Origin of the sequence: Streptomyces parvulus (assembly GCF_014648855.1) — a bacterium.
GTDB lineage: Bacteria > Actinomycetota > Actinomycetes > Streptomycetales > Streptomycetaceae > Streptomyces > Streptomyces parvulus.
Map to the genome: position 1 here is coordinate 61,885 of NZ_BMRX01000012.1, position 17,643 is coordinate 79,527.

Annotated in this window: 13 protein-coding genes; 11 read left to right on the forward strand and 2 right to left on the reverse strand. The window is 73.5% G+C overall.

The genetic code is table 11. The features are described from left to right. Position 1 precedes the first annotated feature (1 nt). From gatA to IE108_RS24035, 9 genes are all read left to right on the forward strand, one after another. Complete coding sequence (gene gatA / locus IE108_RS23995; protein WP_064729961.1) at positions 2 to 1,495, forward strand: Asp-tRNA(Asn)/Glu-tRNA(Gln) amidotransferase subunit GatA; 1,494 nt, start codon at positions 2 to 4, stop codon at positions 1,493 to 1,495. Continuing rightward, on the forward strand, positions 1,492 to 1,731 hold the full coding sequence (locus IE108_RS24000) for a hypothetical protein (RefSeq protein WP_064729962.1): 240 nt from the start codon (positions 1,492 to 1,494) through the stop codon (positions 1,729 to 1,731). The genes gatA and IE108_RS24000 overlap by 4 nt, the downstream gene beginning before the upstream one ends. A 15-nt stretch (positions 1,732 to 1,746) precedes the next feature. Beyond that, positions 1,747 to 3,261 carry an Asp-tRNA(Asn)/Glu-tRNA(Gln) amidotransferase subunit GatB gene (gene gatB / locus IE108_RS24005; RefSeq protein WP_064729963.1) on the forward strand — a complete coding sequence of 505 codons (1,515 nt, stop codon included), beginning with the start codon at positions 1,747 to 1,749 and terminating at the stop codon, positions 3,259 to 3,261. Positions 3,262 to 3,486: 225 nt separating this feature from the next. After that, positions 3,487 to 5,733 carry an MMPL family transporter gene (locus tag IE108_RS24010; RefSeq protein ID WP_064729964.1) on the forward strand — a complete coding sequence of 749 codons (2,247 nt, stop codon included), beginning with the start codon at positions 3,487 to 3,489 and terminating at the stop codon, positions 5,731 to 5,733. Then, positions 5,711 to 6,295, forward strand: coding sequence for a GNAT family N-acetyltransferase (locus tag IE108_RS24015; protein WP_064729965.1), 585 nt, complete (start codon positions 5,711 to 5,713; stop codon positions 6,293 to 6,295). Before IE108_RS24010 ends, IE108_RS24015 begins: the two co-directional genes overlap by 23 nt. 35 nt (positions 6,296 to 6,330) lie before the next feature. Next, entirely contained in the window at positions 6,331 to 6,909 is a 579-nt protein-coding gene (locus IE108_RS24020; RefSeq protein ID WP_064729966.1) for a hypothetical protein, read from the forward strand. Between the two features lie 194 nt (positions 6,910 to 7,103). Further along, complete coding sequence (locus tag IE108_RS24025; RefSeq protein WP_064729967.1) at positions 7,104 to 7,289, forward strand: hypothetical protein; 186 nt, start codon at positions 7,104 to 7,106, stop codon at positions 7,287 to 7,289. Between the two features lie 113 nt (positions 7,290 to 7,402). Then, a complete protein-coding gene (locus tag IE108_RS24030) occupies positions 7,403 to 10,480 on the forward strand; it encodes a helix-turn-helix transcriptional regulator (RefSeq protein WP_064729968.1) in 3,078 nt (1,025 codons plus the stop codon). Positions 10,481 to 10,519: 39 nt separating this feature from the next. Continuing rightward, positions 10,520 to 10,717, forward strand: coding sequence for a DUF6191 domain-containing protein (locus tag IE108_RS24035; protein WP_064729969.1), 198 nt, complete (start codon positions 10,520 to 10,522; stop codon positions 10,715 to 10,717). A 10-nt stretch (positions 10,718 to 10,727) separates the two neighbouring features. Here the strand turns inward: IE108_RS24035 and IE108_RS24040 are convergent, their stop codons facing one another. Further along, positions 10,728 to 11,930 carry a PQQ-dependent sugar dehydrogenase gene (locus tag IE108_RS24040; protein WP_064729970.1) on the reverse strand — a complete coding sequence of 401 codons (1,203 nt, stop codon included), beginning with the start codon at positions 11,928 to 11,930 and terminating at the stop codon, positions 10,728 to 10,730. A 120-nt stretch (positions 11,931 to 12,050) separates the two neighbouring features. Further along, the gene (locus tag IE108_RS24045) at positions 12,051 to 13,049 is read right to left on the reverse strand and encodes an aldo/keto reductase (RefSeq protein ID WP_064729971.1); all 999 of its coding nucleotides are present in this window, start codon (positions 13,047 to 13,049) and stop codon (positions 12,051 to 12,053) included. Positions 13,050 to 13,124: 75 nt separating this feature from the next. On the opposite strand from IE108_RS24045, the gene IE108_RS24050 reads away from it, so the two are divergent. Continuing rightward, on the forward strand, positions 13,125 to 14,066 hold the full coding sequence (locus tag IE108_RS24050) for a 2-hydroxyacid dehydrogenase (RefSeq protein ID WP_064729972.1): 942 nt from the start codon (positions 13,125 to 13,127) through the stop codon (positions 14,064 to 14,066). A gap of 407 nt (positions 14,067 to 14,473) precedes the next feature. After that, positions 14,474 to 17,542, forward strand: coding sequence for a putative bifunctional diguanylate cyclase/phosphodiesterase (locus IE108_RS24055; RefSeq protein ID WP_064729973.1), 3,069 nt, complete (start codon positions 14,474 to 14,476; stop codon positions 17,540 to 17,542). The last annotated feature ends 101 nt before the right edge of the window (positions 17,543 to 17,643 follow it).

The window sequence follows — 17,643 nt, forward strand, 5'->3', positions numbered from 1 at the left end:
CATGAGCGACATCACCAGGCTCACCGCGGCCGAGATCGCCGCGCGGATCGCCTCCGGCGAGCTGACCGCCGTCCAGGTCACCGAGGCCCACCTGGCCCGCATCGAGGCCGTCGACGAGAAGGTGCACGCCTTCCTGCACGTCGACCGCGAGGGCGCGCTCGCCCAGGCCCGAGAGGTCGACGCCAAGCGCGAGCGCGGCGAGAAGCTCGGCCCGCTGGCCGGCGTGCCGCTCGCGCTGAAGGACATCTTCACCACCGAGGGCATCCCCACCACCGTGGGCTCTAAGATCCTCGAAGGCTGGATCCCGCCCTACGACGCGACCGTCACCAAGCGCCTGAAGGCCGCCGGCGTCGTCATCCTCGGCAAGACCAACATGGACGAGTTCGCCATGGGGTCCTCGACGGAGAACAGCGCCTACGGCCCGACCGGCAACCCCTGGGACCTCACCCGGATCCCCGGCGGTTCCGGCGGCGGCTCCTCCGCCGCCCTCGCCGCCTTCCAGGCCCCCCTCGCCATCGGCACCGACACCGGCGGCTCCATCCGCCAGCCCGCGGCCGTCACCGGCACGGTCGGCGTCAAGCCGACCTACGGCGGCGTCTCGCGCTACGGCATGGTGGCCTTCTCCTCCTCCCTCGACCAGGGCGGCCCCTGCGCCCGCACGGTCCTGGACGCGGCCCTGCTGCACGAGGTCATCGCCGGGCACGACCCGATGGACTCCACCTCCGTCGACGCCCCGGTCCCCGCGGTCGTCGAGGCCGCCCGCAACGGCAGCGTCGAGGGCATGCGCGTCGGCGTCGTCAAGCAGTTCCGCGGCGAGGGCTACCAGGCCGGCGTCATCCAGCGCTTCGACGAGTCCGTGGAGCTGCTGAAGTCGCTCGGCGCCGAGATCGTCGAGCTGGACTGCCCGTCCTTCGACCTGGCCCTGTCGGCGTACTACCTGATCGCGCCCTCCGAGTGCTCCTCCAACCTCGCCCGCTTCGACGGCCTGCGCTACGGCCTGCGCACCGGCGACGACGGCACGCACTCCGCGGAGGAGGTCACCTCCCTGACCCGCGAGGCCGGCTTCGGCCCCGAGGTCAAGCGGCGCGTCATGCTCGGCACGTACGCCCTCAGCTCCGGCTACTACGACGCGTACTACGGCAGCGCCCAGAAGGTCCGCACCCTCATCAAGCAGGAGTTCGAGCGGTCCTTCGAGCAGGTCGACGTGATCGTCTCCCCGACGACCCCGACCACCGCCTTCCCGATCGGCGAGCGCGCCGACGACCCGATGGCGATGTACCTGGCCGACCTGTGCACCATCCCCACCAACCTGGCGGGCAACGCGGCCATGTCGCTGCCCTGCGGCCTCGCCCCCGAGGACAACCTGCCGGTGGGTCTGCAGATCATCGCCCCCGCCATGAAGGACGACCGGCTGTACAAGGTCGGCGCCGCCGTAGAGGCCGCCTTCGTGGAACAGTGGGGCCACCCGCTGATCGAGGAGGCACCGTCGCTGTGAGCGCACTGACCAAGGCCAAGGGCTTCAAGAAGTCCAAGTCCGGTACGTACATGTCCATGGCGGCCACCGCTTTCGGCGCGATCGGCGTCGCCAAGCAGATCAAGAAGGCGCGGGTGGAGAACGACACGCTGCGCCTCGTCGACGCCGTCGTCACCGCGGCCGGCGTCGTCACCGGCCTCGCCCTGCTCTACCGCGAGCTGAAGCGGCTCGGCGACGACGACGTCCTGCTGGGCTGAGAGGGAAGTTTCACCGTGACCACCACGACCGACCTGGTGTCGTACGAGGACGCGCTGGCGTCGTACGACCCCGTCATGGGCCTCGAGGTCCATGTCGAACTCGGCACCAAGACCAAGATGTTCTGCGGCTGTTCGACCGCGCTCGGCGCCGACCCGAACACCCAGACCTGCCCCGTCTGCCTCGGCATGCCCGGCGCGCTCCCGGTCGTCAACGCGACCGGCGTCGAGTCGGCGATCAGGATCGGCCTCGCGCTGAACTGCGAGATCGCCGAGTGGTGCCGCTTCGCCCGGAAGAACTACTTCTATCCGGACATGCCGAAGAACTTCCAGACCTCCCAGTACGACGAGCCGATCGCCTTCGACGGCTACCTCGACGTGCAGCTGGAGGACGGGGAGACCTTCCGCGTCCAGATCGAGCGCGCCCACATGGAGGAGGACACCGGCAAGTCGACGCACGTCGGCGGTGCCACCGGCCGCATCCACGGCGCCTCGCACTCCCTGCTGGACTACAACCGCGCCGGCATCCCGCTCATCGAGATCGTCACCAAGCCGATCGAGGGAGCGGGCGAGCGCGCCCCCGAGGTCGCCCGGGCCTACGTCCGCGAGCTGCGCGAGCTGATCCGTGCCCTCGGCGTGTCCGAGGCCCGCATGGAGATGGGCCAGATGCGCTGCGACGTCAACCTGTCGCTGCGCCCGCACGGCCGGGAGAAGTTCGGCACCCGCAGCGAGACCAAGAACGTCAACTCGCTGCGTTCCGTGGAGCGCGCGGCCCGCTTCGAGATCCAGCGGCACGCCGCCGTGCTGAACGGCGGCGGCACCATCGTCCAGGAGACCCGCCACTTCCACGAGGACACGGGGTCCACCACCTCGGGCCGCGTGAAGGAGGAGGCCGAGGACTACCGGTACTTCCCGGAGCCCGACCTGGTGCCGGTGGCCCCCTCGCGCGAGTGGGTCGAGGAGATCAGGTCCGCCCTGCCCGAGCTGCCGCTGGTGCGCCGCAACCGGCTCCGCGAGGAGTGGGGCATCTCCGGCAACGACATGCAGTCCATCCTCAACGCCGGAGCGCTGGACCCGATCGTCGCCACCATCGACGCCGGCGCCGACGCGACCTCCGCCCGCAAGTGGTGGATGGGCGAGCTGGCCCGCAGCGCCAACGAGTCGGGCAAGGCGCTCGACGAGCTGGCGATCACGCCGGTCCAGGTCGCCCGCGTCGCCGAACTGGTGACGAAGGGCGATCTGAACGACAAGCTGGCCCGCCAGGTCATCCTCGGCGTCCTCGCCGGTGAGGGCACGCCGGACGAGGTCGTCGACAAGCGCGGTCTGAAGGTCGTCTCCGACGAGGGCGCGCTGACCGCCGCCGTCGACGAGGCCATCGCCGGCAACCCGGGCGTCGCGGACAAGATCCGCGGCGGCAAGGTCGCCGCGGCCGGTGCCCTGGTCGGCGCGGTCATGAAGGCGACCCGCGGTCAGGCCGACGCGGCCCGCGTCAAGGAGCTGATCCTGGAGAAGCTGGGTGTGACCGAGGGCTGACCCCCCCGCACCGCACAACGGCCCCGGGTGGCGCGTCGTACCGACGCGCCACCCGGGGCCGTTGTTGTGAATCAGCCCACTAAGTCCGCAAACGATCTATTCCTCCTGCAAGAGTGATTCCGCACTGCTCATTCCGCATTGCTCATGCGTTCTTTGCGGGCCGTTCACGCCATGGACGACTGCCCCCGGTCAAAGATCCACAATCAGACACCTGGGAGCACGTTCGTGGCAGCCCTCGCACGCTGGTGTGTTCGACGTCGGCTCATCGCCGTCCTGCTGTGGCTCCTCGCGCTCGGCGGCGTCGCCGCGGCCGCCACGATCACGGGCTCCGCCTACTCCAACGACTACGCGATCCCCGGCACCGACTCCGACCGCGCCTCCCGGCTGCTCGGCTCCGGCTTCCCGGGCCTCGACGGCGACAGCGACACCGTCGTCTGGCACACCGACGACGGCACCGTCCGCGACCCCGCCGTCGAACAGGCCGTGTCCGGCGCCCTGCAGCGCATCGCGGAGCTGCCCGGAGTGGCCGCGGTGACCAACCCCTACGACGACTCCGACTCGCCCCGCATCAGCGAGAACGCCCGCACCGCCTACGCCACGGTGACCTTCGAGGACGCCTCCGGGGACATCGACGCGGCCGAGGCGCGCGCCGTGGTGGAGACCGCCGAGGGCGCCCGGGCGGACGGGCTCCGCGTCGAGATGGGCGGCGGCGCCGTCGGGCTCACCGAGTCGGCCGGCGGCCACCTCGCCGAGGCGGTCGGCGTGGCCGTGGCCGCGGTCGTGCTGTTCCTCGCCTTCGGCACCGTCGCCGCGGCCCTGCTGCCGATCGCCACCGCGCTGGTCTCCGTCGGCACCGCCTACGCGGGCATCACGCTGCTCGGCCACTTCATGACCGTCGCCGACTTCGCACCCATGCTGGGCACCCTCATCGGGCTCGGCGTGGGCATCGACTACGCCCTGTTCATCGTCACCAGGCACCGGCGCGGCCTGAAGCGCGGCCTGTCCGTGACCGAGGCGGCCGCGAGTGCCGTGGCGACCACGGGACGCGCCGTCGTCTTCGCGGGTGCGACCGTTTGCATCGCGCTGCTCGGCATGCTGATCCTCCGGCTGAGCTTCCTCAACGGCGTCGCCGTCGCCGCCTCGCTGACCGTGCTCCTCACCGTCGCGGCCTCCGTGACGCTGCTGCCCGCCCTGCTGTCGTACATCGGACCGCGTGCCCTGAGCCGGCGCGAGCGGCGCCGGCTCGCGGAGCACGGACCCGAACCCGAGGTCGCGGCCGGGTTCGCCGCGCGCTGGTCGGCCTTCGTCGAGCGGCACCCCAAGCTGCTCGGCGCCGTCGCCCTCGTCGTCATCACCGTGCTCGCGCTGCCCACCCTCGACCTGCGCCTCGGCACCTCCGACCAGGGCAACGACCCGCGGGGCACGACCACCCGCCAGGCCTACGACCTCCTCGCCGACGGCTTCGGCCCCGGCGTCAACGGCCCGCTCACCCTGGTCACCGACGTCCGCGGCGCCGAGGACCGCCTCGCGCTGGACAGCCTCGACGCCACCCTGCGCACGACCGAGGGCGTCTCCTCGGTGACGCCGGTGATGTACAACTCGGCCGGCGACGCCGCCTACCTCACGGTCGTACCCGAGTCCGCGCCGCAGTCCGGGGACACCAGCGACCTCGTCGAACGGCTGCGCTCCGAGGTGCTCCCGCGCGCCGAGGCCGGCACCGCGCTCGACGTGCACGTGGGCGGCGTGACGGCGGGGTACGACGACTTCGCCGAGGTCATCGTCGGCAAGCTGCCGCTCTTCGTCGGCGTCGTCGTCGGCCTGGGCTGCGTGCTGCTCCTGCTCGCCTTCCGCTCCGTCGGCATCCCCCTCAAGGCCGCCGCCATGAACGTCGCCGCCGTGGCCGCCGCCTTCGGCGTCGTCGTGGCGATCTTCCAGTGGGGCTGGGGGAGCGAACTGCTCGGCCTCGGCAGCGCGGGACCGATCGAGCCCTTCCTTCCCGTGATCATGGTCTCGGTGCTCTTCGGACTCTCCATGGACTACCAGGTCTTCCTGGTCAGCCGGATGTACGAGGAGTGGCTGGAGACCGGCGACAACCGCCGCGCGGTCCGGGTCGGGCTCGCCGAGACCGGCCGCGTGATCAACTCCGCCGCCGTCATCATGATCTCCGTCTTCCTCGCCTTCGTGCTCAGCGGCGACCGGGTGATCGCCATGTTCGGCATCGCGCTCGCCGCCGCCGTCGCCCTGGACGCCTTCGTCCTGCGCACGCTCCTGGTGCCCGCCCTCATGCACCTCCTGGGCCGCGCCAACTGGTGGCTCCCGCGCCGCCTGGACGCCGTACTGCCGCGCATCAGCATCGAGCCGCCCGAGTGCCGGCAGGCGCATGAGAGGCTGGCCGCTGCGACGGACGCCGGGGTGGCGGACGTTCTCGCGGAGGAGGAACGGCAGCGGGATGTACGCGATATCACTGGGTGACGACGGCGCCGAACTGCGCCCCCTGGAGACCTGGCACGCCGAGGAGTTCCTGGCCCATCTCGACCGGGGCAGGGACTTCATCACCGAGCACATCCCCTTCGGCGCGAAGGCCACGGACCTCGCCTCCGCGCGCGAGGTGCTGCAGGCCTACGCCGACCGGCACGCCGCCGACAGCGGCTTCCTGCACGGGCTGTGGCTGGACGGCACGCTCGTCGGAGGCCTGCTCTACCGGGTCTTCGACGCCGCCACCGGCGTCTGCGAGATCGGCTGCTGGCTGGAGCCCGCCGGAACCGGCCGCGGCCTGGTCGCCCGCGGCGCCCGCGTCCTGATCGACTGGGCCTTCGACGAGCGCGGCATGCACCGCGTGGAGTGGCACGCCTCCTCGGCGAACACCCCGAGTGTCAACGCCGCGCGGCGGCTCGGCATGATGCGTGAGGGTGTACTGCGCGAGAGCTTCCCCTACCGGGGCGCCCGCCAGGACATGGAGGTGTGGGCCGTGCTCGCACCCGAGTGGCGCGCGGCACGCGAGGCACGCGCGCGTGCCGCTCACAGGGATCATTAAGGGACCTCTCAGACAGCGTCCGTACGGTGCGAGGCATGGGAACGAAGACAGTGGACGAGACCGGCGTGAAGACCGACGAGCAGAAGAAGGACCGGACGACCGAGGTCGAGTCCCCCGAGGCCGCCGACCAGGCCGGGACCGACCCGCAGGACGATGCCGAGGCGACGGACGGCACCCTCGCCGACGAGGCGGCCGACGACCACACGGCCGGGACCGGCCCCACCGGCGTCGGCCAGGGCGCGGGCGCCGTCGTCTCCGCCGGACTGGGCATCGTCTCCCTGACCGGCAGCTGGGTCGGCACCGTGGCCTCCGCGCGCGAGTCGCTGATCGGCCAGCTCCAGTCGACCTCGACCTCCGACGTCGGCGCGCTGATCGAGAAGGGCTACGGCAACGCCTGGCAGGCCACCGCGATGTGGGGCGGCATCTTCGCCCTGGTCGCCCTGATCGTCGGCGTCGTGGTGCTCGCGCGCCCCGCGTTCGGCGCGCCCGGCCGGCCGCAGGCCCCGTGGATCAAGTCGGTCGCCTGGGCGGGCGTCGGCCTCGGCGTCATCGGCCTGCTGCTGGCCGTCCTGAAGTACACGGACGTCCTCCTCGGCCTGCCCTCGGCCGGCTGACCCGGACCTCCCGGAGGGGTCTTAGGACACCGGCGCCCGCCCGGCGCCCGTCCTAAGACCCCTCACGCACGTCTAAGGCCCCGCCCGGCGCGGAAGATGCGGAACTTACCCGATGTGGCCGGCCCCCCTGGGAGACGAAGGTTGAGGCATCGCGGAAAGCGAAGCCGAGACCGACGCTCACCGAGGAGCACCAGATGTTCGAGTACGAGATCCACCAGGCCCGTCACATCGACCTCGTCCGCCACGCGGAAGAGGCCCGGCTGGCCCGTGAGGCCGTCCGGGCCCGCCGCGCCGCCCGGCGCGCGGCGCGCCACGCCGCCGCCGAGGCGGAGAGCCATACGCTCCGGCCGCGCCGGCACCGGACGGCCCGGGTCGCGTGACCGGGCGAACCGGGGGAAGCACCGGGGAGGGAGGCCGCACGGCCTCCCTCCCCGCCGTCGTTCCCGCGCGCCCGACGCTGAAATTCCCCGCCGCGCCGTCGGAGCCCCGTGCGATGCTCGGGTCCGTGGAGACCAAGTCCGTGAGTCCCGTGTTCGTCGGCCGCGCCGGTGAACTGGACACGTTGAAGGACGCGCTCGGCCGCGCCGACGCCGACGAGCCGCAGGCACTGCTGCTGGGCGGCGAGGCGGGCGTCGGCAAGACCCGCCTCGTCGAGGAGTTCGCCGCCGAGGCCGCCCGCCGGGGCGCCGTCGTCGCGCTGGGCGGCTGCGTCGAGATCGGAGCCGACGGGCTGCCCTTCGCGCCCTTCTCCACCGCGCTGCGCGCCCTGCGCCGGCAGCTTCCCGCCGAGCTGGCCGCCGCGGCCGCCGGACAGGAGGAGGAGCTGGCCCGCCTGCTGCCCGAACTGGGCGAGGCCACCCCCGGCTCCGGCGGCGGCCGGCACGACGAGGAGAGCGTGGCCCGCCTCTTCGAACTCACCGCCCGCCTGCTGGAGCGCGTCGCCGCCCGGCACACCGTCCTCCTCGTCCTGGAGGACCTGCACTGGGCCGACGCCTCCACCCGGCACCTGATCGCCTACCTCTTCCGCACCCTGCGCACCGGCCGCCTCGCCGTCCTGGCCACCTACCGCTCCGACGACATCCACCGCCGCCACCCGCTGCGCCCCCTGCTCGCCGAACTGGACCGGCTGCGCACGGTCCGCCGCCTCGAACTGAGCCGCTTCACCCGCGACGAGGTCGGCCGCCAGATCGCCGGCATCCTCGCCGCGGAGCCCGACCCGCTCCAGGTCGACGCGATCTTCGAGCGCTCCGACGGCAACGCCTTCTTCGTCGAGGAACTCGCCGTGGCCGCCCACGAGGGCAGCTGCACCGGCCTCACCGACTCCCTGCGCGACCTGCTCCTGGTCCGCGTGGAGGCCCTGCCCGAGAGCGCCCAGCGGGTCGCCCGGATCGTCGCCGAGGGCGGTTCCACCGTCGAGTACCGGCTGCTCGCGGCGGTCGCCCGGCTCACCGAGGACGACCTCATCGAGGCCCTGCGCTCCGCGGTGAACGCCAACATCCTGCTTCCCGCGCCCGACGGCGACGGCTACCGCTTCCGGCACTCCCTGGTCCGCGAGGCCGTGGGCGACGACCTGCTGCCCGGCGAGCGCTCCCGCCTCAACCGCCGCTACGCCGAGGCCCTGGACGCCGAGCCCACCCTGGTCCCGGCGAGCGAGCGCGTGATGCGCCTGGCCAGCTACTGGTACCACGCCCACGATCCCGCCAAGGCCCTGCCCGCCGTCCTCGACGCCTCCGTCGAGGCCCGCCGCCGCCACGCCTACTCCGAGCAGCTCCGGCTGCTGGAGCGGGCCATGGAGCTGTGGGAGTCCGCTCCCGACGAGGTGCGCGCCACGCTGCGCCCCGTCGACTACACCGAGGTCTACCCTCCCTCCGGCTGCGACCCCGCCACCACGCCCCTGGGGTATCTGGACCTGATGGCCGAGGCCGCCGTCGCGGGCCGGCTGTGCGGGGAGCGCGAGCGCGCGATGAAGATCACCAAGCGGGCGCTGCGGCTCCTGGACGAGGAGCCGGACGGGGGCACGGGCAGCCGGGACCCGCAGCGCGCCGCCTGGTTCTGGACGCAGCGCTCCCTGCTGGTCCAGGCCCAGGGCCGCGGCGACGGCTGGCGGGAGCTGGGCATCGCCCAGGAGCTGGTCCGCGGCCTGCCGCCCTCCCAGGTGCACGCCGAGGTCCTCGCCATGGCCGCCAACTGGTCGATGCTGCACAGCCCGGGCCCCGACGCGGTCACCGCCGCCGAGCGCGCCGTCGAGTACGCGCGCATGGTCGGCGCCGCCGACATCGAGCTGAACGCCCGCCTCACCCTGGGCGGGCTGATGGTGGACGCCGGGCACACCGAGGCCGGACTCGCCGAGATGTTCCAGGTCAGGGAGCTGGTGGTGGCGCAGGGGCGGTCCACCGCGGTGGCCCGCAGCCACGTCAACCTGCCTTCGACGCTGGAGGGCCTGGGCCGCTCCGAGGAGGCGATCGAGGTCCTGCGCGAGGGCGTCGACCTCACCCGGCGGATGGGCCTGCTGGACGCCGAGGCCTGGGTGTGGGGCAACCTCGCCGAGTCCCTGATCTCCCTGGGCCGCTGGGACGAGGCCATGCGGGCCGCGGACATGGCCGCGGCGCCCGGCCGGGGCCCGGCACCGCGCGGCGGCGCCGCCCTCAAGCGGGCCGTGATCAGCCTCGCCCGCGGCGAGCACGCCGAGGCCGCCCGGCTGCACACCGAGGCCCGCGCCGCCTACGGCAGCCACGACCCCATGCCCCAGCACCACCTGCCGCTGGCCGCCCTCGCCCTCGGCCTCGCCGCCGCCGACGGCCGCCTCGCGGACGCCCGCGCCGGACTCCGCCGGATCCTGGACACCGGCTTCCCGCCGGGCACCCAGCGCTACGGCTGGCCGCTGCTGCTGTCCGCCGCCGAGGCGGAGGCCGACGCCCGGACGCTGCCGGCCGCCGCGGAGGGCCGGGCCGAGTCCCTCGAACGCATCGCGGCGGCCGCCAAGACCCTGACGACCGGCGCCCCCGTCTGGGAGGCCCACGCCCAGTGGGTCCGCGCCGAACTGCACCGCGCCCGGGACCTGGACAGCCCGCAGACCTGGTCGGAGGCGGTCACCGCCTTCGAACGCCTGGAGCGGCCCTACGACCTCGCCCGCGTGCGCCACCGGCTGGCCGACGCCCTCCTGACCACCGGCGACGAGGACGGTCGCGCCCGCGCCACGGAACTGCTCCGGCTGGCCCACACCGTCGCGGACCGCCTCGGCGCCCGCCCCCTGGCCGACGCCGTCGCCCGGCTCGCCCAGCGCGCCCGCCTCACCCTCGCCCCCTCCGCGGCCCCCGCCACCGCCCCCGCGGACCCGGCAGAGGCGCTGGGCCTGACCGGACGCGAACGCGACGTGCTGCGCCTGGTCGCGGACGGCCGCACCAACCGCCAGATCGCCGGGGAGCTGTTCATCTCGCCCAAGACGGCCAGCGTGCACGTCTCCAACATCCTGGCGAAGCTCGGCGTCTCCGGCCGGGGCGAGGCCGCGGCACTGGCCCACCGGCTGGAGCTGTTCCCCGCCGAACGGCCCACGTCCCGTTCGCCGCGCTGAGGCCTACGCTGTAAGGGACGCCGAACGACGGAGGCACGCGTGTTCAACGCATTCGACGAACTGTTCTCCCCCGGCCGCAAGCACACCCGCGACGAGCAGAACCGCCTGGAGCTGACCCGCGAGGACGTCGGCGACGGCGACCCCGGCCGCGGCCCGATAGACCTCGGCTCGGGACGGGTGGTCGTCCACCCGCCGCGCCCCGAGGAGGCGCCGGAGTCCTCCGCCGAGGGGGAGTGACAGCCGGCCGCTAGCGGACCCGCACCTCCAGGATCCGGTCGTCGTCGCCCTTCGCGTCGCCCCGGCCGTCGGTGTTGCTGGTGACGAGCCACAGCTTGTCGCCGCCCGCCGGGGCCACCGTCCGCAGCCGGCCGTACTCGTCCGCCAGGAACGACTGCGGCTTCGCCGAGGCCTCCGTGCCCTTCAGCGGGATCCGCCACAGCCGCTCGCCGCGCAGCCCGGCCATCCACACCGAGCCCGCCGCGTACGCGATGCCGCTGGGGGAGGCCTCGTCGGTGCTCCACTGGGCCAGCGGATCCCGGAAGCCGGAGCCGCCGCCCTCGCCCTCCGCGTCCGGCCAGCCGTAGTTGCCGCCCGGCTCGATCGCGTTCAGCTCGTCCCAGGTGTCCTGCCCGAACTCCGAGGCGAACAGCCGCTGCTCGCGGTCCCAGGCCAGCCCCTGCACGTTCCGGTGGCCGTAGGAGTACACCACCGAGTCGGGGAAGGGGTTGCCGGGCGCCGGGTCGCCGTCCGGCGTCATCCGCAGGATCTTGCCGCCGAGGGACTCCTTGTCCTGCGACAGCCCGGTGTCCCCGCTCTCACCGGTGCCCGCGTAGAGCATGCCGTCGGGCCCGAACGCGATCCGGCCGCCGTTGTGGATCATGCCCTTGGGGATGCCCCGGAAGACGGTGTCGGGCGCCCCCAGCTGCTCACCGGCCGGCTTCTTCTCGTCGTACAGCATGCGCACGACGCGGTTGTCCGAGGCGGAGGTGTAGTACGCGTAGATCATGTGGTCCGAGGCGTAGTCGGGGGAGAGCGCGATGCCCAGCAGCCCGCCCTCGCCCGCGGCGGAGACCCCGGGCACCTCGCCCAGCTCCGTCGTGTCGCCGTTCTTCTCGTCGACGCGCGTGATGGTGGCGTCGTCGCGGGAGGAGACCAGCAGGTCGCCGCCGGGCACCGGGGCGAGTCCCCAGGGACTGTCCAGTCCCGTGGCGACCGTCCGCAGCACCTTCACGGAGCCCTTCGCCGGCGGCGGGGTCTGCCCCGCGGCCGGCGCGGAGGGCGAGGACTGCGCGGTGGTGGTGGCGGGGGAGGCGCTGCCGTCCCCGTCCGACGGTTCCCCGTCGGAGGAGCAGCCGGCCGTCAGCAGGAGGGCGGCGGCGGCCAACACGGCCGACCCGGCTCGACGTTGCACGATCTTGGTCCCTTCGACGCGGCGGGTTCTCCCTGTCATACACCGCACGGGCTCTCCGAGTTCCCGATCGCCGCATCCCGAACCCGCGCAGGCCAACCCGCGCCGGACCCTCGGACCCGCGCCAAGCCCCGGAAGCCGCGCCGCCCCCTGTGCGCCGGGTCAGTCCCAGGAGCCCTGCGCGGCCGGCAGCGCCCGCAGCTCCGCGAGGTCGGGCCCGGTCAGCCGCAGCCCGGCCGCCGCCGCGTTCTCGCTCACCCAGCGCTCCCGCTTGGTGCCCGGCACCGGCACCACGTGCGGCCCCTGCGCCAGCACCCAGGCCAGCGCCACCTGCGCCGGGGTGACGTCCTCGCCGTGCCGGGCCGCGACCCGGCGCAGGCCGGCCACGATCGGCTGGTTGGCGGCCATCATCTCGGCGGTGAAGCGGGGGTGCCGGGCGCGCAGGTCCTCCGGCTCGAAGCCCTGCCCGGGCGTCAGCGTGCCGGTGAGATAGCCGTTGCCCAGCGGCATCGCCGCGAGGAAGCCCACCCCGCGCGAGACGCACCACGGCAGCAGCGTCCGCAGCGCCTCCGGCGACCACACCGACAGCTCCGCCTCCACCGCGCTCACCGGGAAGACCTGCTGCACCCGCTCCAGCTGGCGGACCGTCCCGTCGTGCAGCCGCGCCCCCGGCCGCCGGGCCGACCGCGCGCCCACCGCGCACAGCCCGAGCGCCCGTACCTTTCCGGCCCGCACCAGGTCCGCCATCGCGCCCCAGGTCTCCTCGACCGGGACCTCGGGGTCGGCGCGGTGCAGCTGGTACAGGTCGATGACGTCCGTCTGGAGCCGGCGCAGCGAGGCGTCGCAGGCACGTTTCACGTAGCCGGGGCGGCCGTTGGCCACGATGTGCTGCTCGCCCACCAGCAGACCGACCTTGGTCGACACGAAGGCGTCCGGCCGCCGTTGCCTCAACACCCGCCCCAGCAGCAGCTCGTTGGTGAACGGGCCGTACATGTCCGCGGTGTCCAGCAGCGTGACGCCCAGGTCGAGGGCCCGGTGCACCGCCCTGACCGACTCGTCGCCCCGCTGCCGGGAGGTGCTGTACGCCCAGTTCATCGGCATGCACCCCAGTCCGACGGCCCCCACCGCGAGCGCCGTCGCGCCGATCGTCCTGCGCTCCACCTGGTCGTGACCCTCCCTCGTCAGGCCACCCAACCTAACCTCTGGCCTCCGGCCGCCTGACATAGCCTCCTGACCATGACTGCTGACGTGTGGCTGCCCATCCCGCCGGACGAGATCGAGGGCCTCCCCGAGGGGCCCGTGTACCGCCACTGGAACGGCGAGGAGACCTTCCCCGCCGACCCGGCCGACTGCGTGTACTACGTCGTCCCCTACATGAAGCCCAGCGGGATCGGGACCCGCCCGCTGCCCGAGATGCGCTCGGTCCAGGTCGTGCAGACCCTCTCCGCGGGCATCGACCACGTCGAGCCCGGCCTCGCGCACCTGCCCCCGGGCGTGCGGCTGTGCAACGCGCGGGGCGTGCACGAGGCCAGCACCGCCGAGCTGACGCTCACCCTGGTGCTGGCGTCGCTGCGGGGGATCCCGGACTTCGTGCGGGCCCAGGACCGGGGCGAGTGGCTCGGCGGTTTCCGGCCGGCGCTCGCCGACCGGAAGGTGGTCATCGTGGGGTACGGCTCGATCGGCGCGGCGATCGAGGACCGGCTCGTGCCCTTCGAGGTCGCGCCGGTCGTGCGCGTCGCGCGCTCCGCCCGCACCACGGCGCGCGGTCCCGTGCACCCGCTCACCGAACTGCCCGGCCTGCTCCCCGAGGCGGACGTCGTGATCCTCTCGACCCCGCTCACCGAGGCCACCCGCCATCTCGTCGACGCGGAGTTCCTGGCCCGGATGAAGGACGGCGCCCTGCTCGTGAACGTCGCCCGTGGACCGGTCGTCGACACGAAGGCGTTGCTCGCCGAACTGGAGAGCGGGCGCCTCACCGCCGCCCTCGACGTGACCGACCCGGAACCGCTGCCGCAGGGCCACCCGCTGTGGCATGCTCCCGGCATAGTCATCAGCCCGCACGCCGGCGGGCCGACCTCCGCCTTCCTGCCGCGCGCGAAGCGGCTGCTGGTGGACCAGTTGAACCGGTTCGTGAACCGGGAACCACTGCGCAACGTGATCCTGACGACGGGCGCTTAATCCGTTTCGGGCACCCTCCGCAATCCCCCGGATGCGGTGGGTACCCGCATATCCGCTGGTCGTCACGGAGCGTAGAGAACCTATGTCCCTGAGTGACGATCCTGGTGTATCGTCCGACAGGGGACGCGCCGCGCACCGTTCGGCGCCGGGGATGGACATCTCAGACTGTGAGGGGGGCGACGGGCGATGCACGGCCTATGGACGAACGACCCGACGCGGCGGAGCCGCCGCCGGCGACCCTGGCGCACGACGACGACCGCGCGCAGACGGGGTCAGCACAGCCATCACGGCGGCCATCACGGTCCGCGCGGCCCGCACCGGCGGCGGCCGGCCGGCCGCCGGAGGCAGCTCCAGACCGCCCGGCCGGGGCCGCGGGACGCGGGAGCGGTGCGGGCCGGGAGGCTCCGGTGAGTCCGCCGCCCGCACCCACGCTGGACGGAGCGCTGCGCGCGCAGCCCGCGCCCGGTCCCCTGCTGCCCCGGCCCTCGTCCGCCGCCGGCGGATCGGCCTTCGTCCGCCAGCTCGTCCTCGCCCTGGTCTGCGCGGGGTACGGCGTGGGATCCGCGCTCGGCTGGGGTTCGGAGTACGCGGCCAAGGTCATGGGCGACTTCGGGCTGAGCGCCGCCGCCGGCACCGCCGCCGTCTCCTGCTTCCTCTACGCCCGCGGCCGCCGCGTCCGGTTCCGGCCCGCATGGCTGCTCTTCGCCCTCTCCTCGGCCATGGCCTCCCTGGGCAACCTGGTCTGGGGGTGGTACGAGGTCGTCCTGCGGGTGCCGGTGCCCAGTCCGAGCTACGCGGACCTGTTCTTCCTGTGCTTCGCGCCGCCCGCGATCGTGGGGCTCCTGGTGCTCGCCAAGCGGCCGGTGACCAAGGCCGGCTGGATCTGCCTCGGCCTGGACGCATGGCTGATCGGCGGCTCGCTGCTGACGCTGGCGTGGAGCCTCGCGCTGGCCCAGGCGGCGAAGGCCGACGGCGGCTCCAGCGTGGCGCACTCCGCGCTCTCGGTGGCCTACCCGCTGCTCGACATCGCGCTGGTGAGCATGGTGCTGGCGCTGCACTTCAGGCGCTCGCCCGTGTGCCGGTCCGCCGTCAACACCGCCATCGGCGCACTCGCCCTGACGGTGATGTGCGACGCCCTGTTCACCTCGCCGCTGCTGCACAACAACTACCGCTCCGGCCAGTTGCTCGACGCCGGCTGGTTCGCCGGCTCCCTGCTGCTCGCCTACGCCCCCTGGGCCGCGTCCCGGCGCGGACGGACGCCGGACGAGGACCCCGCCGGCGGCCACACCCGCGTGGTGCGCGAACACCTGCCGGGGCAGCGCGGCGCGGGCCACCCCCAGGTGCCGCCGCCCGTGCCCGTGCCCGGCGGTGAGCGCGGGCGCTATCCGGCCGCGCGGCCGATCGCCGGATCCCTGGCCGCGCTCACGCCGTACCTCGCCGCCGCCGTCTGCACCCTGGGCATCCTCTACAACGTGCTCAACGGCCGCAGCGTCGACCGCGTGGTGCTGCTGACCGGCGGCACCGTGGTGCTCGCCCTCGTCGTCCGGCAGGGCATCATGCTCCTGGACAACATCGTCCTCACCCAGGAACTGGCCCAGAAGGAGAACCACTTCCGGTCCCTGGTGCAGGGCTCCAGCGACGTCATCATGATCGCCGCGCCCACGGGCATCCTCCGCTACGTCTCCCCGGCCGCCGCCGGGGTCTACGGCCGCCCCGCCGAGGAACTGGTGGGCAGCGAACTGGCGGGGCTCATCCACCCCGAGGACCTCGGCTGCGTGATGCACGAGGTGCGCAGGTTCCTCGCCGCCAGCCCCGTGGAGGAGCCGACCGCACGCATCGAGTGCCGCTTCCGCTCCGGCGACGGCGGCTGGCTCAACGTCGAGTCCACCGTCAACCGCCACCACGGCGGCCTCATCTTCAACAGCCGCGACGTCACCGAGCGCGTCCGCCTCCAGGCCCAGCTCCAGCACAACGCCGAGCACGACCCGCTCACCGACCTGCCCAACCGGGCCCTGTTCACCCGGCGCGTCCAGCAGGCACTCTCCGGCCGCCGCGCCATGGACCGGGGCGCCGCGCTGCGGGGCACCGCGGTGCTCTTCATCGACCTCGACGGCTTCAAGGGCGTCAACGACACCATCGGCCACCAGGCCGGGGACGAGCTGCTGGTGCAGGCCGCCCGCCGGCTGCACGAGGCCGTCCGCAAGGGGGACACCGCAGCCAGGCTGGGCGGCGACGAGTTCGCGGCCCTGATCGTCGGGGACGGGGCCCGGGACCGGGCCGCCCGCGAGGGCCACATCCTGGAACTGGCCGACCGATTGCGGTCCACCCTCTCCCAGCCCTACCTCATCGACGGCAACGATGTCCGGATCAACGCCTCCATCGGCGTCGCCTTCGCCGAACCGGGACTCGGCGCGGGCGAGCTGCTGCGCAACGCCGACCTCGCGATGTACAGGGCCAAGGCGGGCGGCAAGGGGCGTGTCGAGCTGTACCGGCCGCAGATGCAGCAGGACGTCGTGCGCAAGGCCGAGCTGGCCACCCGGCTGCGGGTCGCCCTGCACGACGGCGAGTTCGCGCTGCTGCACCAGCCCGTGGTCTCCCTCACCGACGGCCGGATCACGTCGGTCTGCGCCCAGGCGCGCTGGCGCTCCTCGCAGGGCGTGCTCTTCACCCCCGCCGAGTTCCTCCGCGTCACCGAGGACGGCGACAAGACCGCCGAACTGGACCGCTGGGTACTCCAGGAGGCCGTCGAGCAGGCCGCCGAACGCGCGGCGACCGGGGTGCCCGTCACCGTGGCCATACGCATCGGCGCCCGCCGCCTGCTGGACCGCTCGATGCCGCTCGGCTCGGTGGAGGCCCAGCTGACCCGCCACGGGCTCCCCCCGGGCTCTCTGCTGATCGAGCTGTCGGACATCGACCCACGGGTCGGCCTGGACGAACTGGACCGCAGGCTGAACGCCCTGCGCAGGGTGGGCGTCCGGATCGCGCTGGACGGCTTCGGCAGCGGGTACGCGGCGATCACCGCGCTGCGGCGCCTGCCCGTGGACGTCCTCAAGCTGGACCGCGGGCTGATCGACGGCGTCGTGGAGTCGGCGCGCCTGCACAAGATCACCAGCGGGCTGCTGCGCATCGCCACCGACCTCGGACTCAAGTCCGTCGCCGACGGCGTGGACCTGCCCGAGCAGATCGTCGCCCTGCGCGCGATGGGCTGCACCCACGGACAGGGCATGGCGTTCTCCGGGCCGCTCGACGAATACCGGCTGCGCAGAGCGCTCGGAACCGGCCACTACCCGGTGCCCCACGGCCCGGCGGAACCGGCCTTCGCCGGCGGCGCCAAGGCCCGGTACGGCAAGGGCGTCGGCTCCGCGATCGCGGCCACGGGCCAGGTCGGGGGCGGTGTCCCGCCGGGCCTGCCCGCCGTCCTCGGTGGTGGTACGGCACTGCGCTCACATAATGAGACTCCCGTCCCACCCACTTGACAGTGAGTGCGCGCCGGGGGGAGGGTCAGTGCCATGCGCACCCGAATTCTCGTACTTGGAAAGCGCGTCGGCTGAAGCAGGTGACGTCCGGTCCACCCGGA

What these genes read in the sequence shown, in the direction of transcription:
- gatA (WP_064729961.1), top strand. Translation starts at nt 2, where the DNA reads ATGAGCGACATCACCAGGCTCACCGCGGCCGAGATCGCCGCGCGGATC.
- IE108_RS24015 (WP_064729965.1), top strand. Translation starts at nt 5,711, where the DNA reads ATGTACGCGATATCACTGGGTGACGACGGCGCCGAACTGCGCCCCCTG.
- IE108_RS24020 (WP_064729966.1), top strand. Translation starts at nt 6,331, where the DNA reads ATGGGAACGAAGACAGTGGACGAGACCGGCGTGAAGACCGACGAGCAG.
- IE108_RS24025 (WP_064729967.1), top strand. Translation starts at nt 7,104, where the DNA reads ATGTTCGAGTACGAGATCCACCAGGCCCGTCACATCGACCTCGTCCGC.
- IE108_RS24030 (WP_064729968.1), top strand. Translation starts at nt 7,403, where the DNA reads ATGCTCGGGTCCGTGGAGACCAAGTCCGTGAGTCCCGTGTTCGTCGGC.
- IE108_RS24040 (WP_064729970.1), bottom strand. Translation starts at nt 11,930, where the DNA reads ATGACAGGGAGAACCCGCCGCGTCGAAGGGACCAAGATCGTGCAACGT.
- IE108_RS24050 (WP_064729972.1), top strand. Translation starts at nt 13,125, where the DNA reads ATGACTGCTGACGTGTGGCTGCCCATCCCGCCGGACGAGATCGAGGGC.